Genomic DNA, 17,226 nt, shown 5'->3' on the forward strand with positions numbered 1-17,226 from the left:
AGCAGTGTCTGCACAACGCGGTAAACCACGATCCCCCGGCGGAAGTCCGGGGGGTCGTGGTTCCGGGCGCGCGGACACTGCTCGTCGCACCAAACCCGGCAGCACCCGCCGGGCACGCGGCACGGAAGCCGAGTCGGCGGAAGCAGCGTCGACCGGGGCAAAGGCAACGTCGGCCTCGACGCGTAAGTTCTGGTCGAGACTGCCCAGTTCCGACAACACAGTCTTCGGGCTCTCGACCAGCCGGGCTGTCATTCTCGCGATGGTTGTTCTGATGCTCGCGTTGACGTTGGCGGTGCCGTTGCGCACGTACATTTCTCAGCGTTCCGATGCCGCTCAGATCGCTGCCGAACGACGGGTACTCCAGGAGGAAGTTGACGCGCTCCGGCAGCAGAATGCGCGTTTCGATGATCCCGCATATGTCGAAGCGCTTGCGCGGGAACGCCTTCGGTACGTCAAGCCTGGCGAGACGCCGTTCCAGGTACAACTTCCCGGTGACTATCAAGAACCCGAGAAGAAGCAAGTTGAAGAAGCCCCGCTGACAGGTCCGTGGTATCGCGATCTGTGGCAAACGATTTCGGAGCCACCAGTGGTTCCCGAGACGAAGGCAACGCCGGCGCCGATGCCGGTGATGCCGACAGAGCAGTCAGAAGAACAAGGAGTACCCACCGGGTGAGCAATCCGTCCGAAAATTCCCCTCACGTCGCGCAGGCAGATCTTGACGCCGTCGCAGCTCAGTTGGGCCGTGAGCCGCGCGGAGTGCTCGAGATTGCATACCGCAGTCCCGACGGCACACCAGGCGTGGTCAAGACAGCTCCCAAACTTCCTGACGGCACACCTTTTCCGACGCTCTACTACTTGACAGACCCCAGGCTGACCGCAGAGGCCAGCCGTCAGGAATCTGCCGGTGTGATGCGTGAGATGACCGAGCGCCTGACGCAGGATCCCGAGTTGGCTGCCGCGTACCGCCGCGCCTACGAGTCGTATCTTGCCGAGCGCGACGCCATCGAATCCCTCGGTACCGACTTCGCCGGTGGCGGGATGCCGGATCGCGTCAAGTGCCTGCACGTTCTGATGGCGCATTCACTGGCCAAGGGGCCTGGCGTCAACCCGCTCGGTGACGAGTCGGTGGCTCTGGCAGGGAAGGGCAAGCTGCGCGGCACCGCCATCCCCGCTGATTGGCCGGGCATCGACGACGCGGTAGATCCCGAGAAGTGAAGGGTCGCGTTGCCGCAGTCGATTGCGGCACCAATTCGATCCGCCTACTGATCGCGGACGTCGGTGCAGACGGGCGATTGGTTGACGTACGCCGCGAAATGCGGGTTGTCCGTCTCGGTCAAGGTGTTGACGCAACAGGAACTTTGGCTCCCGAAGCCATCGAACGCACCCGTGTCGCATTGGTCGAGTACGCGGGCATGATCGCGGAAGCCGGAGCAAGCGCCGTTCGGATGGTTGCCACATCTGCGACGCGCGATGCTGCCAACCGCGACGACTTCTTCGCGATGACGCAGGAAGTTCTGGGCGGCGTGATTCCCGGTGCGGGAGCCGAGGTGATCTCCGGCGACGAGGAAGCGCGACTCTCGTTCAGTGGTGCTGTGGGAGAGCTTGATCCGTCCGAAGGCCCCTTTGTTGTGGTCGATCTCGGCGGCGGTTCCACCGAGTTGGTTCTCGGCGACTCTGCTGGTGTTCAGGCTGCGTATTCCACCGATATCGGCTGTGTGCGGGTGACCGAGCGGTGCCTGCATTCCGATCCTCCGACCACTGAACAGGTCTCCGATGCAACAGAATTCGCGTCCGCGAAGCTTGCGGAAGCATTTGCGGTTGTTCCCATCGAGAAGGCTCGGACTTTTGTGGGTGTCGCGGGAACCATGACGACGCTCTCGGCAATCGCGCAGGATCTGCCGGACTACGACGCAGACAAGGTGCACCTGTCCCGAATCTCGTTCGGCCAGTTGATCGACGTGTGCGAGCGCCTCACCGCGATGCCGCGCGCCGAACGAGCGAAATTCGGGCCCATGCATCCCGGACGCGTCGACGTGATCGGCGGGGGAGCGATCGTCACCACCATCCTCGCGCGGGCATTCGAGGACAAAGCGGGAATTACCGAGTTGGTCGTCAGCGAGCACGACATCCTCGACGGTATTGCCATGTCGATTCCGCTGCCCGCATCCCAATAGTGCTGATGGGCATCACGATCGGTGGGTCTGATTACGATGCCTGAGAGCGCACGATAGTGTGATCCCTGTTGTTGTCGGGAAACCGGCAACAGCAGGGAAGGCCCCCATAGCCCAATTGGCAGAGGCAACGGACTTAAAATCCGTCAAGTGTCGGTTCAAGTCCGACTGGGGGCACCAAAAAGACCAGCTCACCGCACAATTCGAAGCCTCGGATGTTCATCCGACTTCGCTTCGGTACGCAGAGGGTACGCAGCTCTCCGACCAGCCGATCGCACGCATTGTGCGCGGTGCTCGGGCAGCGTTGAATACAATGATGCAGGATTTCCACGCGACCATCGGCCTGGAACGGCGGCGGGCAGAGCACCGCTTGGCATCACTCCGCGAAGGACTCGAATCCATAATCGAAGGTTCCCGCTGGACTACCGACGACGATGAACACGATCCCGAAGGGTCGACCATCGCGTTCGAGCGGGCCAAAATCGCGTCTCTCATTGCCGATACCGAAGCCGAATTGCGGGATTTGGAAGCGGCGACAACCCGCCTCCGGTCAGGTGAATACGGAATTTGTGAGGTCTGCCAGGAGCCGATTGCAGACGCCAGACTGGAGGCGCTACCCACTGCGCGGCAGTGCATCGAGTGTGTGCGACGGAGTCGATGACAGTTCTGTGCGTGTATCCGGCATCGAGAAGACTGTCCTGCGCCCCTGTAGCACGGATCGATGTCGAGCAGTCGCGATGGTCCGCACAGTTCCCGCCCGCCATTCCAGTTCGAGTCGCCACCGAATCCGGTGGCGGGTCGGCTAAGCCGAATTGGTGAGAAGGTTCGCCAGCTGATCCGGTATCGGCATCGGTGTCGTGAGCCCAGCAGCAGTGCGTCCGGTGTTGCCGGAGGGGTAGCGGCGAAGGGCCGAACCGGGTGCCGCAACAACGATCCGCACGAGCTGTCCGCGCACTTCACGCCAATCGCGTTGCCGCAGTGCCAGTGTGAGCATGGCGACGTGATTGCGCGTGTGCGGCCAGGGGTATGGCTGCGCCAAGATGTGCGCCTGTTCGAGGTGAATCCATTTGTGCGCGTCGTCGCTGGTAGTTCCGACGTCGTACATTTCGGCGTTGTACGCGGCGCGAATACGCTCGGGCATCCTTGTCATGACGGGTTCCTTCGTTCGGATTCGACTGTGTGGTGTTCGCGCCGCGTATGCAATCAGATGCTCTAGCTGCCGAACTGGCTCAAGACGCCGTTGAGCAGGCCCTGCAGCAGGGCCGCCGGGTCAAGTGAACCGGTAGTCGGCGGAGTGGTGCTGGTGACCGTGACGCGGACCGATGCGATCGGATCCTGGTACTCGGTGTCGCCGTCTTCCTTGCACTTGGTGCGGACCTGGTACTCGCCGTCGGGGAAGGCTGCAGAGGTGCCGATGCCGGAGGCGTTGGTCAGTACCTGACCGGCGACCATGGTGTCGCCCACGACGAGGTAGCTCGAGCCGACCTTGGTGGTCGAGTCGAGGATGGTGGCGTCGGCGCGGTAAACGGTGCCCTCACACTTGACGAAAGCCTTGGTGGTGTTGAGGCCGGTGATCGAGGTCGTGATGGTGCCTGCGCCGGCGTTGGCATGCACGGATGCGCCGCCGGTAATCGCTGCGGAGCCGATTGCCGGGTTGACGACGAGGGCGAGTGCCGACAGGCCGGCAATGGTGCCGGCGACGGCCAGGCGGTGCCCGGTACGAGTAGCCATGAATGGGGTCCCTTCGGTTCGTGTGGTGACGACAGCATCTACGGCAAGTCGCACAGAATGCATCCTGGACCAGCAATACTTAGGGGACGCTGAGTTGCGCTACGGATCGAGCGCATGGCGCGTCTACTGTCTTACTCGTGCACTCATCACTCACTGCGTGGACCGGCCGAATTCGTCGGCGGCTCAGGCCTGTGCGTACCCGTCTGACGGTGCTGGCGACGTTGTTGGTAGCGCTCACGTTGACTGTTGCGGCAGGCGCAGTGCTCTACGCCCTGTACCAGTCGTCGCGCCAGTCAGCCGACGTGGCAACTACAGCCCGTGCGAGGCAGATCGCGGCGGTCATTGAGTCGAAGGGGCTTGCGAGCCTCGACGAGTCGTTGCTGACTGACAGTCGGTACGTCGACATCATTCAGGTGGTGGACGACGCGGGGCACGTGGTGTTCAGCGGGGAGCGTTATCCGGCTGGTCCGCTCGGCTCGGGGCTGCGGCCTGGCGAGGAACGACGCGAAAGCGGTTTGCAGACAACCCCGGACGGTCCCGCGTATCGCGGGGCACTTGTCGGTGCACTCGCCCCGGGTGGTGAAGTGGTCACGGTGGAAGTCGGGGCGGCCGAGAGTCGCCTCGACTCGCTCTTTCGCTTTGTTGCTGTGCTGGCCGCCGTGATGATCCCGATCATCGTGATCGGGACAGCTGTCTTGACCCATTACTTTGTCGCCCGGACCCTGAAACCGGTTGACGACATTCGTAGACAGGTTGACGACATTACCGGTGGAGACCTCGATCAGCGGGTGCCTGTACCGGATACCGGCGACGAGATCGCCACTCTGGCAACCACAATGAATGCAATGCTCGAACGCATCGGCACTGCCCGGGCCGAGCAGATGCGCTTCGTGAACGACGCGTCGCACGAGCTCAACAGTCCGTTGACCACATTGGTGGGTCTGCTTGATCTGTCCCGGACAACGAAGCAGCCCATCGACCCGGAGACCGTCGCGACAGTCATGATGCCTGAGGCACTTCGGCTGCAAGGGATGGTTTCCGACCTGTTGTTCCTCGCACGCGCCGACGAACGCGGTGTGCCGCTGCGGCTGGCCGACGTTGACATCGACGAGGTGGTCAGCGCCGAGGTTGCACGGCTCGAAGCGCTTGGTCGGCATACGATTACCGCGAAGATCAGCGCGGTGCGGGTGCAAGGTGACGGCGAGAAACTGGCTCGTGCCTTGCGTAACATCGCGGACAATGCATCCCATCACACTCATGACCGTCTGGACTTCGCGATAACCGTCGACGCCGATCGGCGTCATGTGAGTGTGACCGTGTCCGACAATGGGCCCGGGATTGCCGATGCCGATAAATCGCGAGTACTGCAACGCTTTGTCCGTCTCGACACTGTTCGCGAACGTAGCAGTGGGGGTTCAGGTCTCGGTTTGGCGATTGTCGACGAAATCGTGCGGGCCCACCACGGAAACGTCACTGTTGCAGATGCTCCCGACGGCGGCGCCACAGTCGGATTCACGCTCCCGGTGCCACCGTGGAGCGAATAGCCTCCACGATCGGTGCCGTGGAGCGAATAGCCTCCACGATCGGTACCGTGGAGCGACTAGCCTCCGCCGTCGGCTGCCAACCGGTAGCCGACTCCACGAATCGTTTCGATCGACTTGCACCCGAACGGGGTGTCGATCCGTCGCCGGAGGTAGCTGACGTACACCTCCACGACGTTCTCGTCGCCTCGGTAGTTGATATCCCACACGGACTGGAGGATTTCGGTTTTGGTCACTACTTCGCCCTTGTGGCGCATCAAGAACTCGAGCATTCCGAATTCCCTTGGTGCCAAGGTCAATTCGGTATCTCCTCGTTTGGCAACGTGAGACGTGGGATCGACGCTCAGCGAACCCGCAGTCAGCACCACCGGCCGCTCCGGTGCGCCGCGGCGCACCAGAGCTCGCAAGCGCGCGATCAACACGACAAACGAGAAAGGCTTTGTCAGATAGTCGTCAGCGCCGAAATCGAAGGCATCGGCCTGGTCGTACTCTCCGTCCTTGGCGGTCAGCATCAATACTGGTGTCCACACACCGTCGCGGCGCAGCTGGCGCACCACCTCGTACCCGTTGAGTGCAGGCATCATGATGTCGAGTATCACGACGTCGAAATGCTCTGTAGTCGCCTTCTCCAGCCCAGCGCGGCCGTCATGTTCCACGTCCACGACCCAGCCTTCGGTCACCAGCATCCGGCGCACAGTTTCCGCGACATTACGGTCGTCGTCCACCACAAGAATTCGCACGGCTCTACTATCCCTGCTCCGGTCCGGCACCACCAAAGTCCGGTATCGGAACCATCACTGTGTTCGAGCAAGCACGACTTCTGTTTGGAAAGGCATCTGGCCGCGTGAAGGAAATCGTCAACACCACTGAGATGTATCTGCGCACCATCTACGACCTCAACGAGGATTGTGTCCCGGTGCGGCAATCTCGCTTGATCGAACGAATGCACCAAGCCGCTGCGACGGTATTTCACACTGTGACACGGATGAAACGAGCCGGTCTGGTCTCGATTGCCGACGATAACCTCATCGAACTTACCGATCCGGGAAGCATCCGTGCGATCGAGGTGACCCGCAAACATCGACTTGCTGAGCGACTGCTCACCGACGTCGTCAACATGCCCACGACACTTGTGCATGGGGAAGCCAGCCGCCTGCAACACGTCATGAGCGAGGAGGCCGAGCGGCGCATTGTCGACCTCCTCGGTGGTCCGACCACTTCGCCGTGGGGAAACCCCATCCCGGGGCTGGAGCACTTCGGAATTACAGTTGAATCAACGGGTGCAGCAACAAAACTGGCCGACATTCCGGAATCGACACTGCCTGTGGCCGGCGTCGTCAGGTCCATTTCCGAACATGCGCAGTCCGATCCCGAACTCATCAGGTTCCTGGTCAACGCCGGCGTCATTCCCGGTGCCCGCGTGACGATCAGGCCGAATGGAAAGTCCTACGCTGTCAGAGGTCTTGATGAGATCGAACTCCCGAAGAAGCTGGCCCACATCATTGATGTCGACTGCACGTCCACTTCTTCGAATATATCGGCATTCAACTGACAGGTCAGAATTATTGCGGTACTTGACTATTCGTTTACGGCAGGGATGAAGGTCATTTCGGGGAATGGAATCCGTGGATGAATCCGCAGGCGATCCAGAAGGTTGCGGCAGCGGCGACGGTGACCCCGATCGACGCGGCGAGGTGAGAACTCGAGATCCACACCATGATCCCGAGGATGACGGCAACGATGACGATCAGCGCTGTGTCGGTTCGCTTCACCCACATTCGGATCACCAGTTCAGTCTTGAGAAGCTAGAGGAGAACTTCCTCTCTGGTACCCGTGCCGGTGAGCCGCGAAACCGCGTGTGAAATGGCGAAATTGCGGCGCATTACGTGGCGATGGAGCTAGGTGATGCCCCGATCTCGAGGGAATCGGGGCACCACCGCCGACCAGGCTAAGCACATAGCACGGCCGACCCACTATCGGTGTCGAGTTGACCCCTCATGTCTGACCCCACAGAAATCGAGCCTAGCCAATTCCACAGTCAAATATGGACAAATTGCGCAATAGTGGCAGACCCTGATTGGTCTCGTCGCTGCCTATTTACGGCCCGCAGACCACTGCATGCCCCAACTGTAGGCGCGGTCGAGGTCGGACTGACTGCCGTTGATGTACTGCACTTCCCGGGTAACACTCACGCCTTGTCCAGAACTCTGGATGAAGGCGATTGCGCAGATGCGAGCCTGATTGCTCGCAGAGTCCAGTCGAACTTCCACTTGGGGTCCAGTGGTCGGCTCCAGGGTGACAACGCCGTCGACGGCAGCCCAGTTGGGTGCGCCGTCGTAGATCATCGCGAAGATCAGAATCCGTCGGAAGACGCTCGGGTCGGCGAGATTGACGTGCATGTTCTCGCCGCCGGTGTTCGAACCGCTGCGATCGTCGCCGTCCAACATGATGAACGGCGCGGTATTCAATGCTCCGAAGCTGTTGCCCAGTGCCTGGACAACCCCTTTGGAACCGTCTGCGAGTTCGTAGAGACAGCCGAGGTCGAGATCGACGGCACCAGATCCTGCGCCGGCGAGTTTGGCCAGGAAACCCGTTTTCTTCGGCGCGGCACCTTGTGACCAGTTGAGATTCACACGCATGTTTCCCTGGCGTTCGCCGGCCTTGGCGAGATTGACCGTCGGTGCGGCTTTGGTCAGTGTGATCTTGCTCAGATTGACCGAGCCTGTCGAGGGTGTGGATTCCGAGGGGCGCCGGGTGTAGTCGATTGCCATCGTAGTTGTCCTTCTCTGAACCCGAAGAGTTCGATCGTGGAACCTGGTGCGCGATCAGTTGCGAATTTTGTCCGTTGTGATGGTCGATCAGATCCCATTGTTCCTGATGTCCGATTTTGGTGACGGTGTGGACATCAACCGAGCCTCCTCGACCGGTGCGGAACCTAGCCGGTGTCCGGCCGATGTCACGGCCGGTGTCCGGCCGATGTCACGGCCGGTGTCCGGCCGACGTCACGGTCGATTCACATGATGTTGCCATGACGGCGCTCGTGGTTTGCTGACTTTGGGGCAATCGTGTGGTTTCCTACCGTAGTGCCACTTGGATGTCCGTATCGATGGGTTAATTCTTGTTACGGCATAATTGCCCGATTGGTGCAAGGCTGCATGTAGGTCGGTCCGCACAGAGTCCGACGGGCGAGGGGGCTCGATGGGTTTCGAACCACGTTCGGCACTGCTCGCCGAGCAGCGCGCACTGACAGCGGCGCAGCGGCGTGACCTCAGGAACCGGCAGATCACCGTCAGCTTCACGATGTTGCCCTGGGCAGCAGCCGTACACCTTCTGGTTGTACTCGGATTGTCGATGTACGTCATTCCCGAGGACAGCGGCCTTTTGCTCAGGGCCTGGCCGATTGCTGCAGGAGTAGTCGGCCTTGTCGGCGCGTATGTAGGGGTTGCCGTCAGACGAGGGGCGATCGTGCAGTCCGAGCACCTTGCCTATATTTTCCTGGCATTCGAGTTTGCCGCCGCGGGTGTCCTTTACTCAGCGCTCGCGATTGTGTTGTACCCGATCCTCGACGACGCCGGCGACCTGGTGATGACGGGCACGATGGCGGCGATTATCGGTGCGGGTGCGCTGACTACGGCGGTGCTGCGTTCTCTAGGTGTCATCTGGATTCTGTCGAGTACGGTGATTCTCGGCATCGCGTTCTGGCAGCAACCAGGCCCGGAGTTCGGACGGCTTCTGATCAGTCTCCTGGTATACGGAACCGCGCTGATCGCCGGCACGATCGTGGTATCGGGGCATATCGAAGGGCGCTACAAAGCGGAACTCAGCGCCGCGGCAGAGCGGACTGTTGCGCAAATGCTGCTCGACGATTTCGAAGGCAATGCCGCGGATTTTGTGTGGGAGACCGATAGCAAAGGTCGGTTCTTGCGGATTCCCAGCAGGCTCGCGTTCGACGCCGGGATCGATCCGGCTGCGGTGCGAGGTGTGTCATGGCAGCAACTCTTTGCCGAGCTGGGGTCATACGAGCTACCTGGTGGACGTGACGCGTTGTTGGAACTGGAGAAGGCTCGCAGCGCAAAGGACGCGTTTGTCGACGTCATGCTTCCGGTGCGGGTACGCGACGCCATACGGTGGTGGAAACTGTCCGGTCGGCCTACCCCCGGACTGGCACCTGACGATTTTGTCTGGCGAGGCGTCGGCTCGGACGTCACCGATGTGAAGATTCAGAGCGACGAAATCGTTCGCATGGGTCTGATCGACGCGCTGACCGGGATGCCCAATCGACACAATTTCTGGTTGGAACTCGAACGCAGCGTGCGTAACTCGGAGCAAGGGAAACCTCGGATCGCGCTTGCGATGCTCGACCTCGACAACTTCAAATCGGTGAACGACACGCTGGGACATTCGATAGGCGACGAAGTGTTGAAAGAGGTGGGAGCACGCCTGGTGGAGGTAGGCGGAGCAGCACACCTGTGTGCGCGTCTCGGCGGTGACGAGTTCGCAATCTTGTTCCGAACGGTTGACGATCACGACAGCGTGCACACGGATCTGCTGAGTTACGTCGATATTCTCCGAGAACCGGTTTTGGTGTCCGGTAACCGGTTGGATATCGGATGCAGCATAGGGTTCCACGTTCCGGCCGATCGGGGACAAACCGCTGATGCGCTACTGGTGGCCGCGGACCTTGCGCTCTACGCAGCCAAAGAATCGGGGCGAGGAACAATCCTCCAGTATCAGCATTCGATGCAACTGACCGCGACCAGACGCGCACATCTGTTGGAAGACATCGGAAATGGCGTATCGCCCGACGATATCGAGCTCCGCTTTCTGCCGCAGCTCGACGTGGCTTCGCGCTCGATAGTCGCGGTCGAGGTCAAAGCGACGTGGAACAACGCGAGGCTGGGAATGGTGCCGGCAACCGAATTCATGGTTGTTGTCGACGACGCCGGACTGTCGTCGACCGTCGGCTCGATGCTGTTCGAGAAGGCATGCAGCGCTGCGTCGAAAATGCCGGGTGATATCCGGTTGGCAATCAGCGTCTCTGGGCGCGAACTCGAATCGGATGGGCTTGTCGACCATGTTGCGGACGCGCTCGACAGATGGGGTGTTCTTGCTCGTCGAATCGAGTTGCAGCTCACCGAATCATCGGCGATCTCGGATCGAGCGAAGGCTGGGATGCGTGGAGTGGCTGGGCTTGGTGTTTCGTTGACCGTCGACGAGTTCGGAACCGGATTCTCTTCCCTTGCATCGCTGTCGGATCTCCCTTTTACTCGAGTCCGCGTCGATCGGTCGTTCTCGGGAACCGTTCCGGGGCAGTGGCCGATTCTTGCCGCCGTTGTGACTTTGGTCGAGTCGTTGGGTTTGGAGGCGGTGATGCTGGGGGTCGACAGCGAGGTGCAACTCGCGGGTGCGGCCGACATGAAAGTGCGGACGGTGCAGGGTCGTGTCGCGGGTGAGGCGATGACGCTCGAGAATCTGATGCGGATCTTGTCGGTGCACCATGAGTGAGAAGCGAGGGTTGAGGCAGCGGGCATTCCACACGGTGTTTCATCTCATCGACCCGTCGTGGACGGGCGACCCCGCGTCGTACTACGAAGATCGAAGACTTCTCATCCGCCGATTGCACTACTCTGCGCGCGTCGCGCCCATGGCATTCCTCGTCGCGGCATTCTCACTGAGCTTGGTCGTCGCTTTTATGCCTGTCGAAACCGGTTGGTTCCGGTGGACTTGGATGGCTTTGGTACTTGGATCCAATATCTCGCTCGCCGTGTTCTGGTTCACGAGACTCAAAAAACGCGAGGCCGAGCGGGAGATCACGGATCTTGTCGTCGTGGCGATTCAGGTAGTCACATGGGCGGCGTTGCTGGCTTGGGCCGCTTTTGTTCTCTTTCCAATTCTCGGAGCGGCCCAAGAGCTGACGCTGACGGCAATTTTGTTGGGAGGCGTGGTAGTTGGGATCATTCCGGTAGTGATGTTCCGGGGTTTGACGACTGTGTGGATCGTGATTGTCGGCGGTGGTCTGGCGTGGGGATTCTGGACTGAACCAGGTTCGGAGCGTTGGGTACTACTAGGATTGCTCGGTCTCTATCTCGTGTCGCTCCAATGCGGAACATTGGTGTTGGCAAACGTTTTCGAGCGTCGCCTCCGCGCAGAACTCAACGCGGAGGATCAGCGCGATCTTGTCGAACTGCTACTCAACGATCTCGAAGACGGTGCGCAGGACTGGCTGTGGGAAACCGACGACAAGGGTATCGCGGTGGCTGTGTCCCATCGTTTTGCGGAGAGTCTGGGATTGCCGGCCGCCGAGATCAGTGGACGGGCTATGAGCGAGATTCTGAAGGGCGTCGGGGCCGACAGAACAGCGACCGGACGCATTGCGCTCGACACACTTGTCGAGCGCCTCGACAACGGTGACGCATTCCGTGACATCGAATTGGACGTGTGGATCGGCGGTCGACCTCGACGGTGGTCGATGTCCGGGCATCGTAGGAGTGACAGCCTTTCCGACGGCGGTTGGCGCGGCGTCGGCTCCGACATCACGCGCGTTCATCAGCAGCGGGAGTACATTCGCGAACTTGCCGAGGTGGATTCGCTCACCGGACTTCAGAATCGGTACACGTTCACGGCGCGGTTGTCGAAGATGATCGCCGACGGAGACGATGTCTGGCTGGCCATGCTCGACCTCGACAATTTCAAGTCGATCAACGACCGCTGGGGGCACCGCGTCGGCGATAACGTGCTGGTCGATGTGGCGGCGCGGCTGAACGCCGTGCTGCGCCTGACGGAAATCTGTGCTCGACTCGGTGGGGACGAATTTGCCGTGGCTTTCAGCGGGATCGACGACGAGCAGGAAGTCAAGGAGCGGTTCCAGTCGATCGTCGATGCGATCGATGTTCCATTCGACCTCGCCGGCAACTCGATTCGGGTTCGGGGAAGTCTTGGATACGGTTCACTTCCGAATGATGCGGCAAACCTCGACGATTTGGTCGTTGTCGCGGACCTCGCGCTTTATCACGCGAAGGTGAGTGGTCGGAATCAGATTCGACGGTTCGACTCGACTCTGCGTGAGCGCGCTACCGGTAGGGCCAGGGCACTCCTGGATCTTCGAATGGCGGTGCAGAACGGCGAGTTCGAACTTGCCTACCAACCGCAGGTGTCGGCAGCTACTGGAGCGGTCGTGGGATTCGAGGCGTTACTGAGGTGGAACCACCCCGTCTCGGGTGTGGTTTCACCGGCTGACTTCATCTCGGTCGCGGAGGAAACAGGGCTTATCGTTCCTATCGGGGCAGAGGTCTTGCGCACCGCATCCGCACTGGCGACGACGTGGCCCGATCACGTGCGTATTGCAGTGAATGTTTCTCAGGTGCAGTTGCGTTCCGTGGGGTACGTCGACTCCGTTCGCGACGTTCTCCGCGAAACAGGCTTGGCTGCGGAGCGACTGGAGATCGAGGTGACGGAGTCGCTGGTCATCGACGACTCGGATCGAGAAGTCCTGCTACGGATCGCGGAGTTAGGTGTTGCCATTGCCATGGACGATTTCGGCACCGGGTACTCCTCGGTCGCGAGCCTGTCCTTGCTGCCGGTGGACAGATTGAAGATCGACCGAGCTTTCGTGAGTCAACTGGACGCGGATCCGACGGAGTCGAGAACCGCGGTATTTCGCGCCATTGTCGACATTGCCGAGTCGATGGGCTTGGAAACGGTTGCCGAGGGCGTCGAAACCGATCGTCAGAGAGCCGTGGTGACCGAGTGTGGCTGCCGCGTCGTTCAGGGCTATCTGGAAGGTCGCCCGATGCCGGCGGCGGACGTCGACGCGTTCATCGAGTCTCGCCGGAATTACAGATTGCCTTCTGCCGCTGAGTGAGAACGCGCGCCGCGTTTGGTTTCTCTTTGTGTGATGGTGCATTGCGGAGCGGCCTCATCTCGAGTTGCCGAGCGAGAACAGTGACGGAGTGATGTGTGGTGAGCGATTCGGCGTTTGTCCCGGGGCCGATGTTGGTGGGCAAGAAGGCGGTGGTGACGGGTGGCGCGCACGCCATCGGCGCCGCAATCGCACGGGCCTATGCGAGTCATGGCGCCCAGGTGCTTGTTGTCGACGTCGACACCGAGCCTGTCGCGGACATCGAATTCGATTCCACAGCAGGTGGTTCGGTTGCAAGTTTGTCCTACGACGTCCGCAAGGCCGAAATTCCGCAGGAGCTGATCGACTTCGCACCGGACATTCTGGTGAACAACGTCGGCCACTTTCTGGCACCGCCGCAAACCTTTTCAGCCACGACGCCGGCGTTCTGGTCGGACATGGGCAATATCAACTTCGACCAGGTTCTGCGCCTGACACATGCGCTGCTTCCCGGCATGATCGAACGCGGCGCAGGCGGATCGATCCTGAATCTGACCACGGTGGAAGCGCATCGGGCAATCCCGGGACACACCGTGTACTCGGCGTACAAGGCCGCGCTGACGCAGTTCACCAGAAGCCTCGGCGTCGAGATCGGTAGAACAGGCGTGCGCGTCAACGCAATTGCGCCCGATCTCATCGAGTCCGTGCAGGTGCCGTACCGGTCGATCGTGGCCGCCGACGACTGGGCCAAGTGGCCGCAGTGGGCACCGTTGGGTGGTCCGGGGCAACCAGTGGATATCGCCGGGCCGGCACTGTTTCTTGCATCAGACCTGGCGCGGTACATCACCGGCACCGTCATCCATGTCGACGGTGGCTCCCACGCCGCGGGCGGTTGGTTCCCCACCGAAGAGGGTGGTTGGACCAACCGCCCCCGAAAGGCTTGACCCATGACAACTTTGAGTCTCAACGTTCCGAACTTCGGCACTACGTTGGCAGCGGATTCCTACGGGAAACTGGTTCAGGTCTGTCAAAGCGCGGAGTCAGCCGGGTTCGATCGAGTCCTGGTCACCGATCACGTCGTGATGGGTTCGGACAACTCCGCATACACATGGTCGGCGTTTCCCACCGAGCCGGACGCGAATTGGCTCGAACCCTTGAGCGTGCTGGCTTTTGTTGCCGGACAGACCACAACGATTCGACTGGGCACTGGCATCGTGATCGCGGCGTTGCGCGGGGGAGCCGTGCTGGCCAAGACTGCGGCGACCATCGACCTTCTCTCGCGGGGCCGCTTGGATCTCGGAGTCGGAACCGGTTGGCAGGAACGTGAATACGATGCTGTGGGAATCGATTTCGGCAAGCGCGGCCCGCTTCTCGACGACGCATTGGCGATCTGCCGGGCACTGTGGACTTCGGCACCGGCGAGCATCGACACACCCCGCCTGAAGTTCGACGACGTGTACTGCGCGCCTCGGCCAGCCACTGGAATCCCGATCTGGGTGTCAGGTTCGTTGTCGAAGGCCGTCGTGCGACGTGTCGCAACCTGGGGCGACGGGTGGATTCCGATCATGGGTGCCACCAATGACGACCTGCGAGAGGGTGGGGCCGTCATCCGTAAGGCGATGGCGGATCTCGGACGGGATGCGTCGACCCTGGACATTCGCGGACGTTTGACGATTGCCAGGGCGACGGACGGATCGATCGATCTACGTGCAACGATGCTCGGGGCCGAAGAACTTGTCGACGCCGGCGCGACCGATGTATTGGTGGCTCTCGGAGCTCTCGATCCGAACCCGGACGAGGCAATGGCTGTCTTCGGGGAACTGGCGTCGGCCTTCAAAACCGCAACCGGTTAGGGTCTAACGAACGCTAGAAAGACACGCTGGTCAAGACCGAGGAGACGCATACATGACCGAGAACACCGCCACCCTGTCGAGCCTCGAATCGCTCCTCGACTCCCGAATCAGTTGCCGGGCCTATGAGGATCGTCAGGTTCCTCGTGATGTCATCAACGAGATCCTGCGGCTCGCGCAGAAGACACCGTCGTGGTGCAACACCCAACCGTGGCAGGTGGCAATCACCGAAGGCGAGGGCACCGAAAAGTTCCGGGCCGGTCTAGGCGCTTATGTCATGGCCAATCCGCAGGAATCCGATTTCGAGTTCCCGCGCGAGTATCAAGGTGTCTACAAGTCGCGCCGGTTCGATTGCGCGATGGCACTGTACTCGAGCGTCGGAATCGAACACGGTGACCGCGCCGGGTCCGGAGCTCAGACCATGAAGAACTTCGAGCTCTTCGGCGCTCCGCACGTCGCCATCATCACCACGGACGAGGCTTTGGGGACCTACGGGGCCGTCGACTGTGGGCTTTACGTCAACAGCTTTCTCCTCGCTGCTCAAAGCCTTGGCGTCGCGACTATCCCGCAGGCGGCACTTGCCGGTTGCTCCAAGTTCATCCACGAGCACTTCGGCATCGACGACACCCGCAACGTCGTGTGCGCGATCTCCTTCGGATACGCGGACACGGAACACCCCGTGAACGGGTTCCGCACTGCTCGCGAGGACGTCGACAACGTCGTGCAGTGGATGTCGAACTGATCACCTGCTCGGAGCGGGATTGAGTGTTGGGCAGGCGGACCTGAGAGACTGGTCCGCATGTCCGACACCCCCGAAATGTTCGATCGACTCCGCCGCTTTCCCGACATCGAGGCACCCAATCTATTTGCTGTCGATGCGGCTGATCGGCTGATCCTTGACGAGGCAGCTGACGCACTTGCGGCGGCGCCGTCGGGATCGGTAGTTGTTGTCGGCGATCACTACGGAGCGTTGACGGCCGGAGCGGTTCTCGAGCACGGCCGGTCCGAGGTGCGTGTCTACCAGGACCCGCTCACCGGCGAACTGGCGTTGGCGAACAATGCCCGCGAACTCGGATTCACCGAGCGCTATACGTCGCACGGACTGGGCGAAGCCCTGCTGCGCGGCGCTCGCGTTGTCCTCATGCAGTTGCCGCGCAGCCTCGCCGAGCTGGGGGAGATCAGCCAGCTGATCGCGCTCCACGCCGATCCGGAGGTACGCGTCTTTGCAGGCGGGCGCGACAAGCACATCACCCCGGCCATGAACAAGGTTCTCGCAGAGTCCTTTTCATCGGTCAGTGCGTCGCGCGGCCGGCAGAAGTCCCGTGTTCTGCGGGCCGCTGAGCCGAAGCCCGATGTCGCGGTCACGTTCCCGATGACCGAGTGGCTCGACGAATTCGGTCTCGACGTGGTTGCACACGGAGCGGTGTTTGCCGGTGCGAGCCTCGACATCGGAACCCGGTTGTTGCTCGAGAATCTGGGCAAGATCGACATCACGCCCCGGGACGTCGTCGACCTGGGCTGCGGCAGTGGCATTCTGGCGACGGCTATCGCGCTGAAGTTCTCCGACGCTCAGGTAGTTGCGACGGACCAGTCGTCGGCGGCCGTGGCGTCGGCGATGGCTACGGCGTCGGCCAACGGCGTCGGAGATCGAGTTCGCGGCCTGCGGGACGACGCCATGAGCACTCTGCCCGACGCCAGTGTCGACCTGGTCCTCCTGAACCCGCCGTTCCACGTCGGTGCCGCCGTTCATACCGGTGGTGCACTCAAGCTGTTCGAGGCAGCAGGTCGGGTACTGCGTCCGGGCGGGCAGCTATGGACCGTGCACAACGCCCACCTGGGATACCGGGAACCGTTGAAAGCAGCAGTCGGTGAGAGTCAAGCGATGGCGAAGAACGCGAAGTTCATCGTCATGCGATCGATCAAAGCGTCCTAGTATCGGGAACTGTTGACCCACCGGAAACCTGCCGGGAACTACGGCGAACGCTCCGACGTTGTAAATTACGAGTGCTTTACTTTTAGTAAGTACACGGACCGGTCGGAAACTCGGATCCGTTCGGCGAACCCGCGACGCACCCGTCGCAGGTCACCACGATGAA

At 61.2% G+C, this 17,226-nt stretch carries 17 protein-coding genes and 1 tRNA gene; 13 read left to right on the top strand and 5 right to left on the bottom strand.

Translation table 11 applies throughout. From position 1 onward, the window contains the following. The first annotated feature begins 4 nt into the window (after positions 1-4). The 5 genes from FEZ60_RS33190 (at position 5) to FEZ60_RS25765 (ending at position 2,832) form a co-directional block, all read left to right on the top strand. A complete protein-coding gene (locus FEZ60_RS33190; RefSeq protein WP_033234549.1) occupies positions 5-673 on the top strand; it encodes a septum formation initiator family protein in 669 nt (222 codons plus the stop codon). Beyond that, positions 670-1,215 carry a DUF501 domain-containing protein gene (locus FEZ60_RS25750; RefSeq protein WP_045069327.1) on the top strand — a complete coding sequence of 182 codons (546 nt, stop codon included), beginning with the start codon at positions 670-672 and terminating at the stop codon, positions 1,213-1,215. The genes FEZ60_RS33190 and FEZ60_RS25750 overlap by 4 nt, the downstream gene beginning before the upstream one ends. Then, positions 1,212-2,174 (top strand): Ppx/GppA phosphatase family protein, encoded by a 963-nt coding sequence (locus tag FEZ60_RS25755; protein ID WP_045069330.1) that lies wholly within the window; start codon positions 1,212-1,214, stop codon positions 2,172-2,174. Before FEZ60_RS25750 ends, FEZ60_RS25755 begins: the two co-directional genes overlap by 4 nt. A 100-nt stretch (positions 2,175-2,274) precedes the next feature. Continuing rightward, positions 2,275-2,351, top strand: a tRNA-Leu gene (locus FEZ60_RS25760). A gap of 133 nt (positions 2,352-2,484) precedes the next feature. Further along, positions 2,485-2,832 carry a TraR/DksA C4-type zinc finger protein gene (locus FEZ60_RS25765; RefSeq protein WP_033234628.1) on the top strand — a complete coding sequence of 116 codons (348 nt, stop codon included), beginning with the start codon at positions 2,485-2,487 and terminating at the stop codon, positions 2,830-2,832. A gap of 141 nt (positions 2,833-2,973) precedes the next feature. Here the strand turns inward: FEZ60_RS25765 and FEZ60_RS25770 are convergent, their stop codons facing one another. Beyond that, a complete protein-coding gene (locus tag FEZ60_RS25770; protein WP_172937393.1) occupies positions 2,974-3,321 on the bottom strand; it encodes a DUF3703 domain-containing protein in 348 nt (115 codons plus the stop codon). A 62-nt stretch (positions 3,322-3,383) separates the two neighbouring features. After that, a complete protein-coding gene (locus FEZ60_RS25775) occupies positions 3,384-3,902 on the bottom strand; it encodes a hypothetical protein (protein WP_172937394.1) in 519 nt (172 codons plus the stop codon). A 137-nt stretch (positions 3,903-4,039) separates the two neighbouring features. Here FEZ60_RS25775 and FEZ60_RS25780 point away from each other — a divergent pair, with 137 nt between their 5' ends. Continuing rightward, positions 4,040-5,446 carry a HAMP domain-containing sensor histidine kinase gene (locus FEZ60_RS25780; protein ID WP_346343415.1) on the top strand — a complete coding sequence of 469 codons (1,407 nt, stop codon included), beginning with the start codon at positions 4,040-4,042 and terminating at the stop codon, positions 5,444-5,446. Between the two features lie 56 nt (positions 5,447-5,502). On the opposite strand, the gene FEZ60_RS25785 is transcribed toward FEZ60_RS25780, so the two are convergent. Continuing rightward, positions 5,503-6,183, bottom strand: a complete 681-nt coding sequence (locus tag FEZ60_RS25785; protein ID WP_045069336.1) for a response regulator transcription factor — start codon at positions 6,181-6,183, stop codon at positions 5,503-5,505. Between the two features lie 104 nt (positions 6,184-6,287). Here FEZ60_RS25785 and FEZ60_RS25790 point away from each other — a divergent pair, with 104 nt between their 5' ends. Next, positions 6,288-6,995, top strand: coding sequence for a metal-dependent transcriptional regulator (locus FEZ60_RS25790; protein WP_045069338.1), 708 nt, complete (start codon positions 6,288-6,290; stop codon positions 6,993-6,995). Positions 6,996-7,047: 52 nt separating this feature from the next. On the opposite strand, the gene FEZ60_RS25795 is transcribed toward FEZ60_RS25790, so the two are convergent. Together FEZ60_RS25795 and FEZ60_RS25800 are read right to left on the bottom strand one after the other, a co-directional pair. Further along, the gene (locus tag FEZ60_RS25795; protein WP_045069339.1) at positions 7,048-7,230 is read right to left on the bottom strand and encodes a hypothetical protein; all 183 of its coding nucleotides are present in this window, start codon (positions 7,228-7,230) and stop codon (positions 7,048-7,050) included. A gap of 306 nt (positions 7,231-7,536) precedes the next feature. Next, a complete protein-coding gene (locus tag FEZ60_RS25800) occupies positions 7,537-8,214 on the bottom strand; it encodes a Tellurium resistance (RefSeq protein WP_033234542.1) in 678 nt (225 codons plus the stop codon). 427 nt (positions 8,215-8,641) lie between these two features. Between FEZ60_RS25800 and FEZ60_RS25805 the strand changes: the two genes are divergently transcribed. The 6 genes from FEZ60_RS25805 to FEZ60_RS25830 all read left to right on the top strand — a co-directional run bounded on the left by FEZ60_RS25805 (position 8,642) and on the right by FEZ60_RS25830 (position 17,063). Continuing rightward, a complete protein-coding gene (locus FEZ60_RS25805; protein ID WP_242484832.1) occupies positions 8,642-10,948 on the top strand; it encodes an EAL domain-containing protein in 2,307 nt (768 codons plus the stop codon). Then, positions 10,941-13,304: an EAL domain-containing protein gene (locus FEZ60_RS25810; RefSeq protein WP_172937395.1), complete on the top strand. Its 2,364-nt coding sequence runs from the start codon at positions 10,941-10,943 to the stop codon at positions 13,302-13,304. Before FEZ60_RS25805 ends, FEZ60_RS25810 begins: the two co-directional genes overlap by 8 nt. Before the next feature lie 128 nt (positions 13,305-13,432). Then, complete coding sequence (locus FEZ60_RS25815) at positions 13,433-14,224, top strand: SDR family oxidoreductase (protein WP_045069865.1); 792 nt, start codon at positions 13,433-13,435, stop codon at positions 14,222-14,224. Positions 14,225-14,227: 3 nt separating this feature from the next. Further along, positions 14,228-15,133, top strand: a complete 906-nt coding sequence (locus FEZ60_RS25820; protein ID WP_172937396.1) for a TIGR03619 family F420-dependent LLM class oxidoreductase — start codon at positions 14,228-14,230, stop codon at positions 15,131-15,133. Positions 15,134-15,185: 52 nt separating this feature from the next. Further along, positions 15,186-15,872 carry a nitroreductase gene (locus tag FEZ60_RS25825; protein ID WP_095888491.1) on the top strand — a complete coding sequence of 229 codons (687 nt, stop codon included), beginning with the start codon at positions 15,186-15,188 and terminating at the stop codon, positions 15,870-15,872. Positions 15,873-15,929: 57 nt separating this feature from the next. Beyond that, entirely contained in the window at positions 15,930-17,063 is a 1,134-nt protein-coding gene (locus FEZ60_RS25830) for a methyltransferase (RefSeq protein ID WP_172937397.1), read from the top strand. The last annotated feature ends 163 nt before the right edge of the window (positions 17,064-17,226 follow it).

The sequence above is a fragment of the Rhodococcus sp. MS16 genome, assembly GCF_013277795.1.
In the GTDB taxonomy this organism is placed as follows: Bacteria; Actinomycetota; Actinomycetes; order Mycobacteriales; family Mycobacteriaceae; genus Rhodococcus_F; species Rhodococcus_F globerula.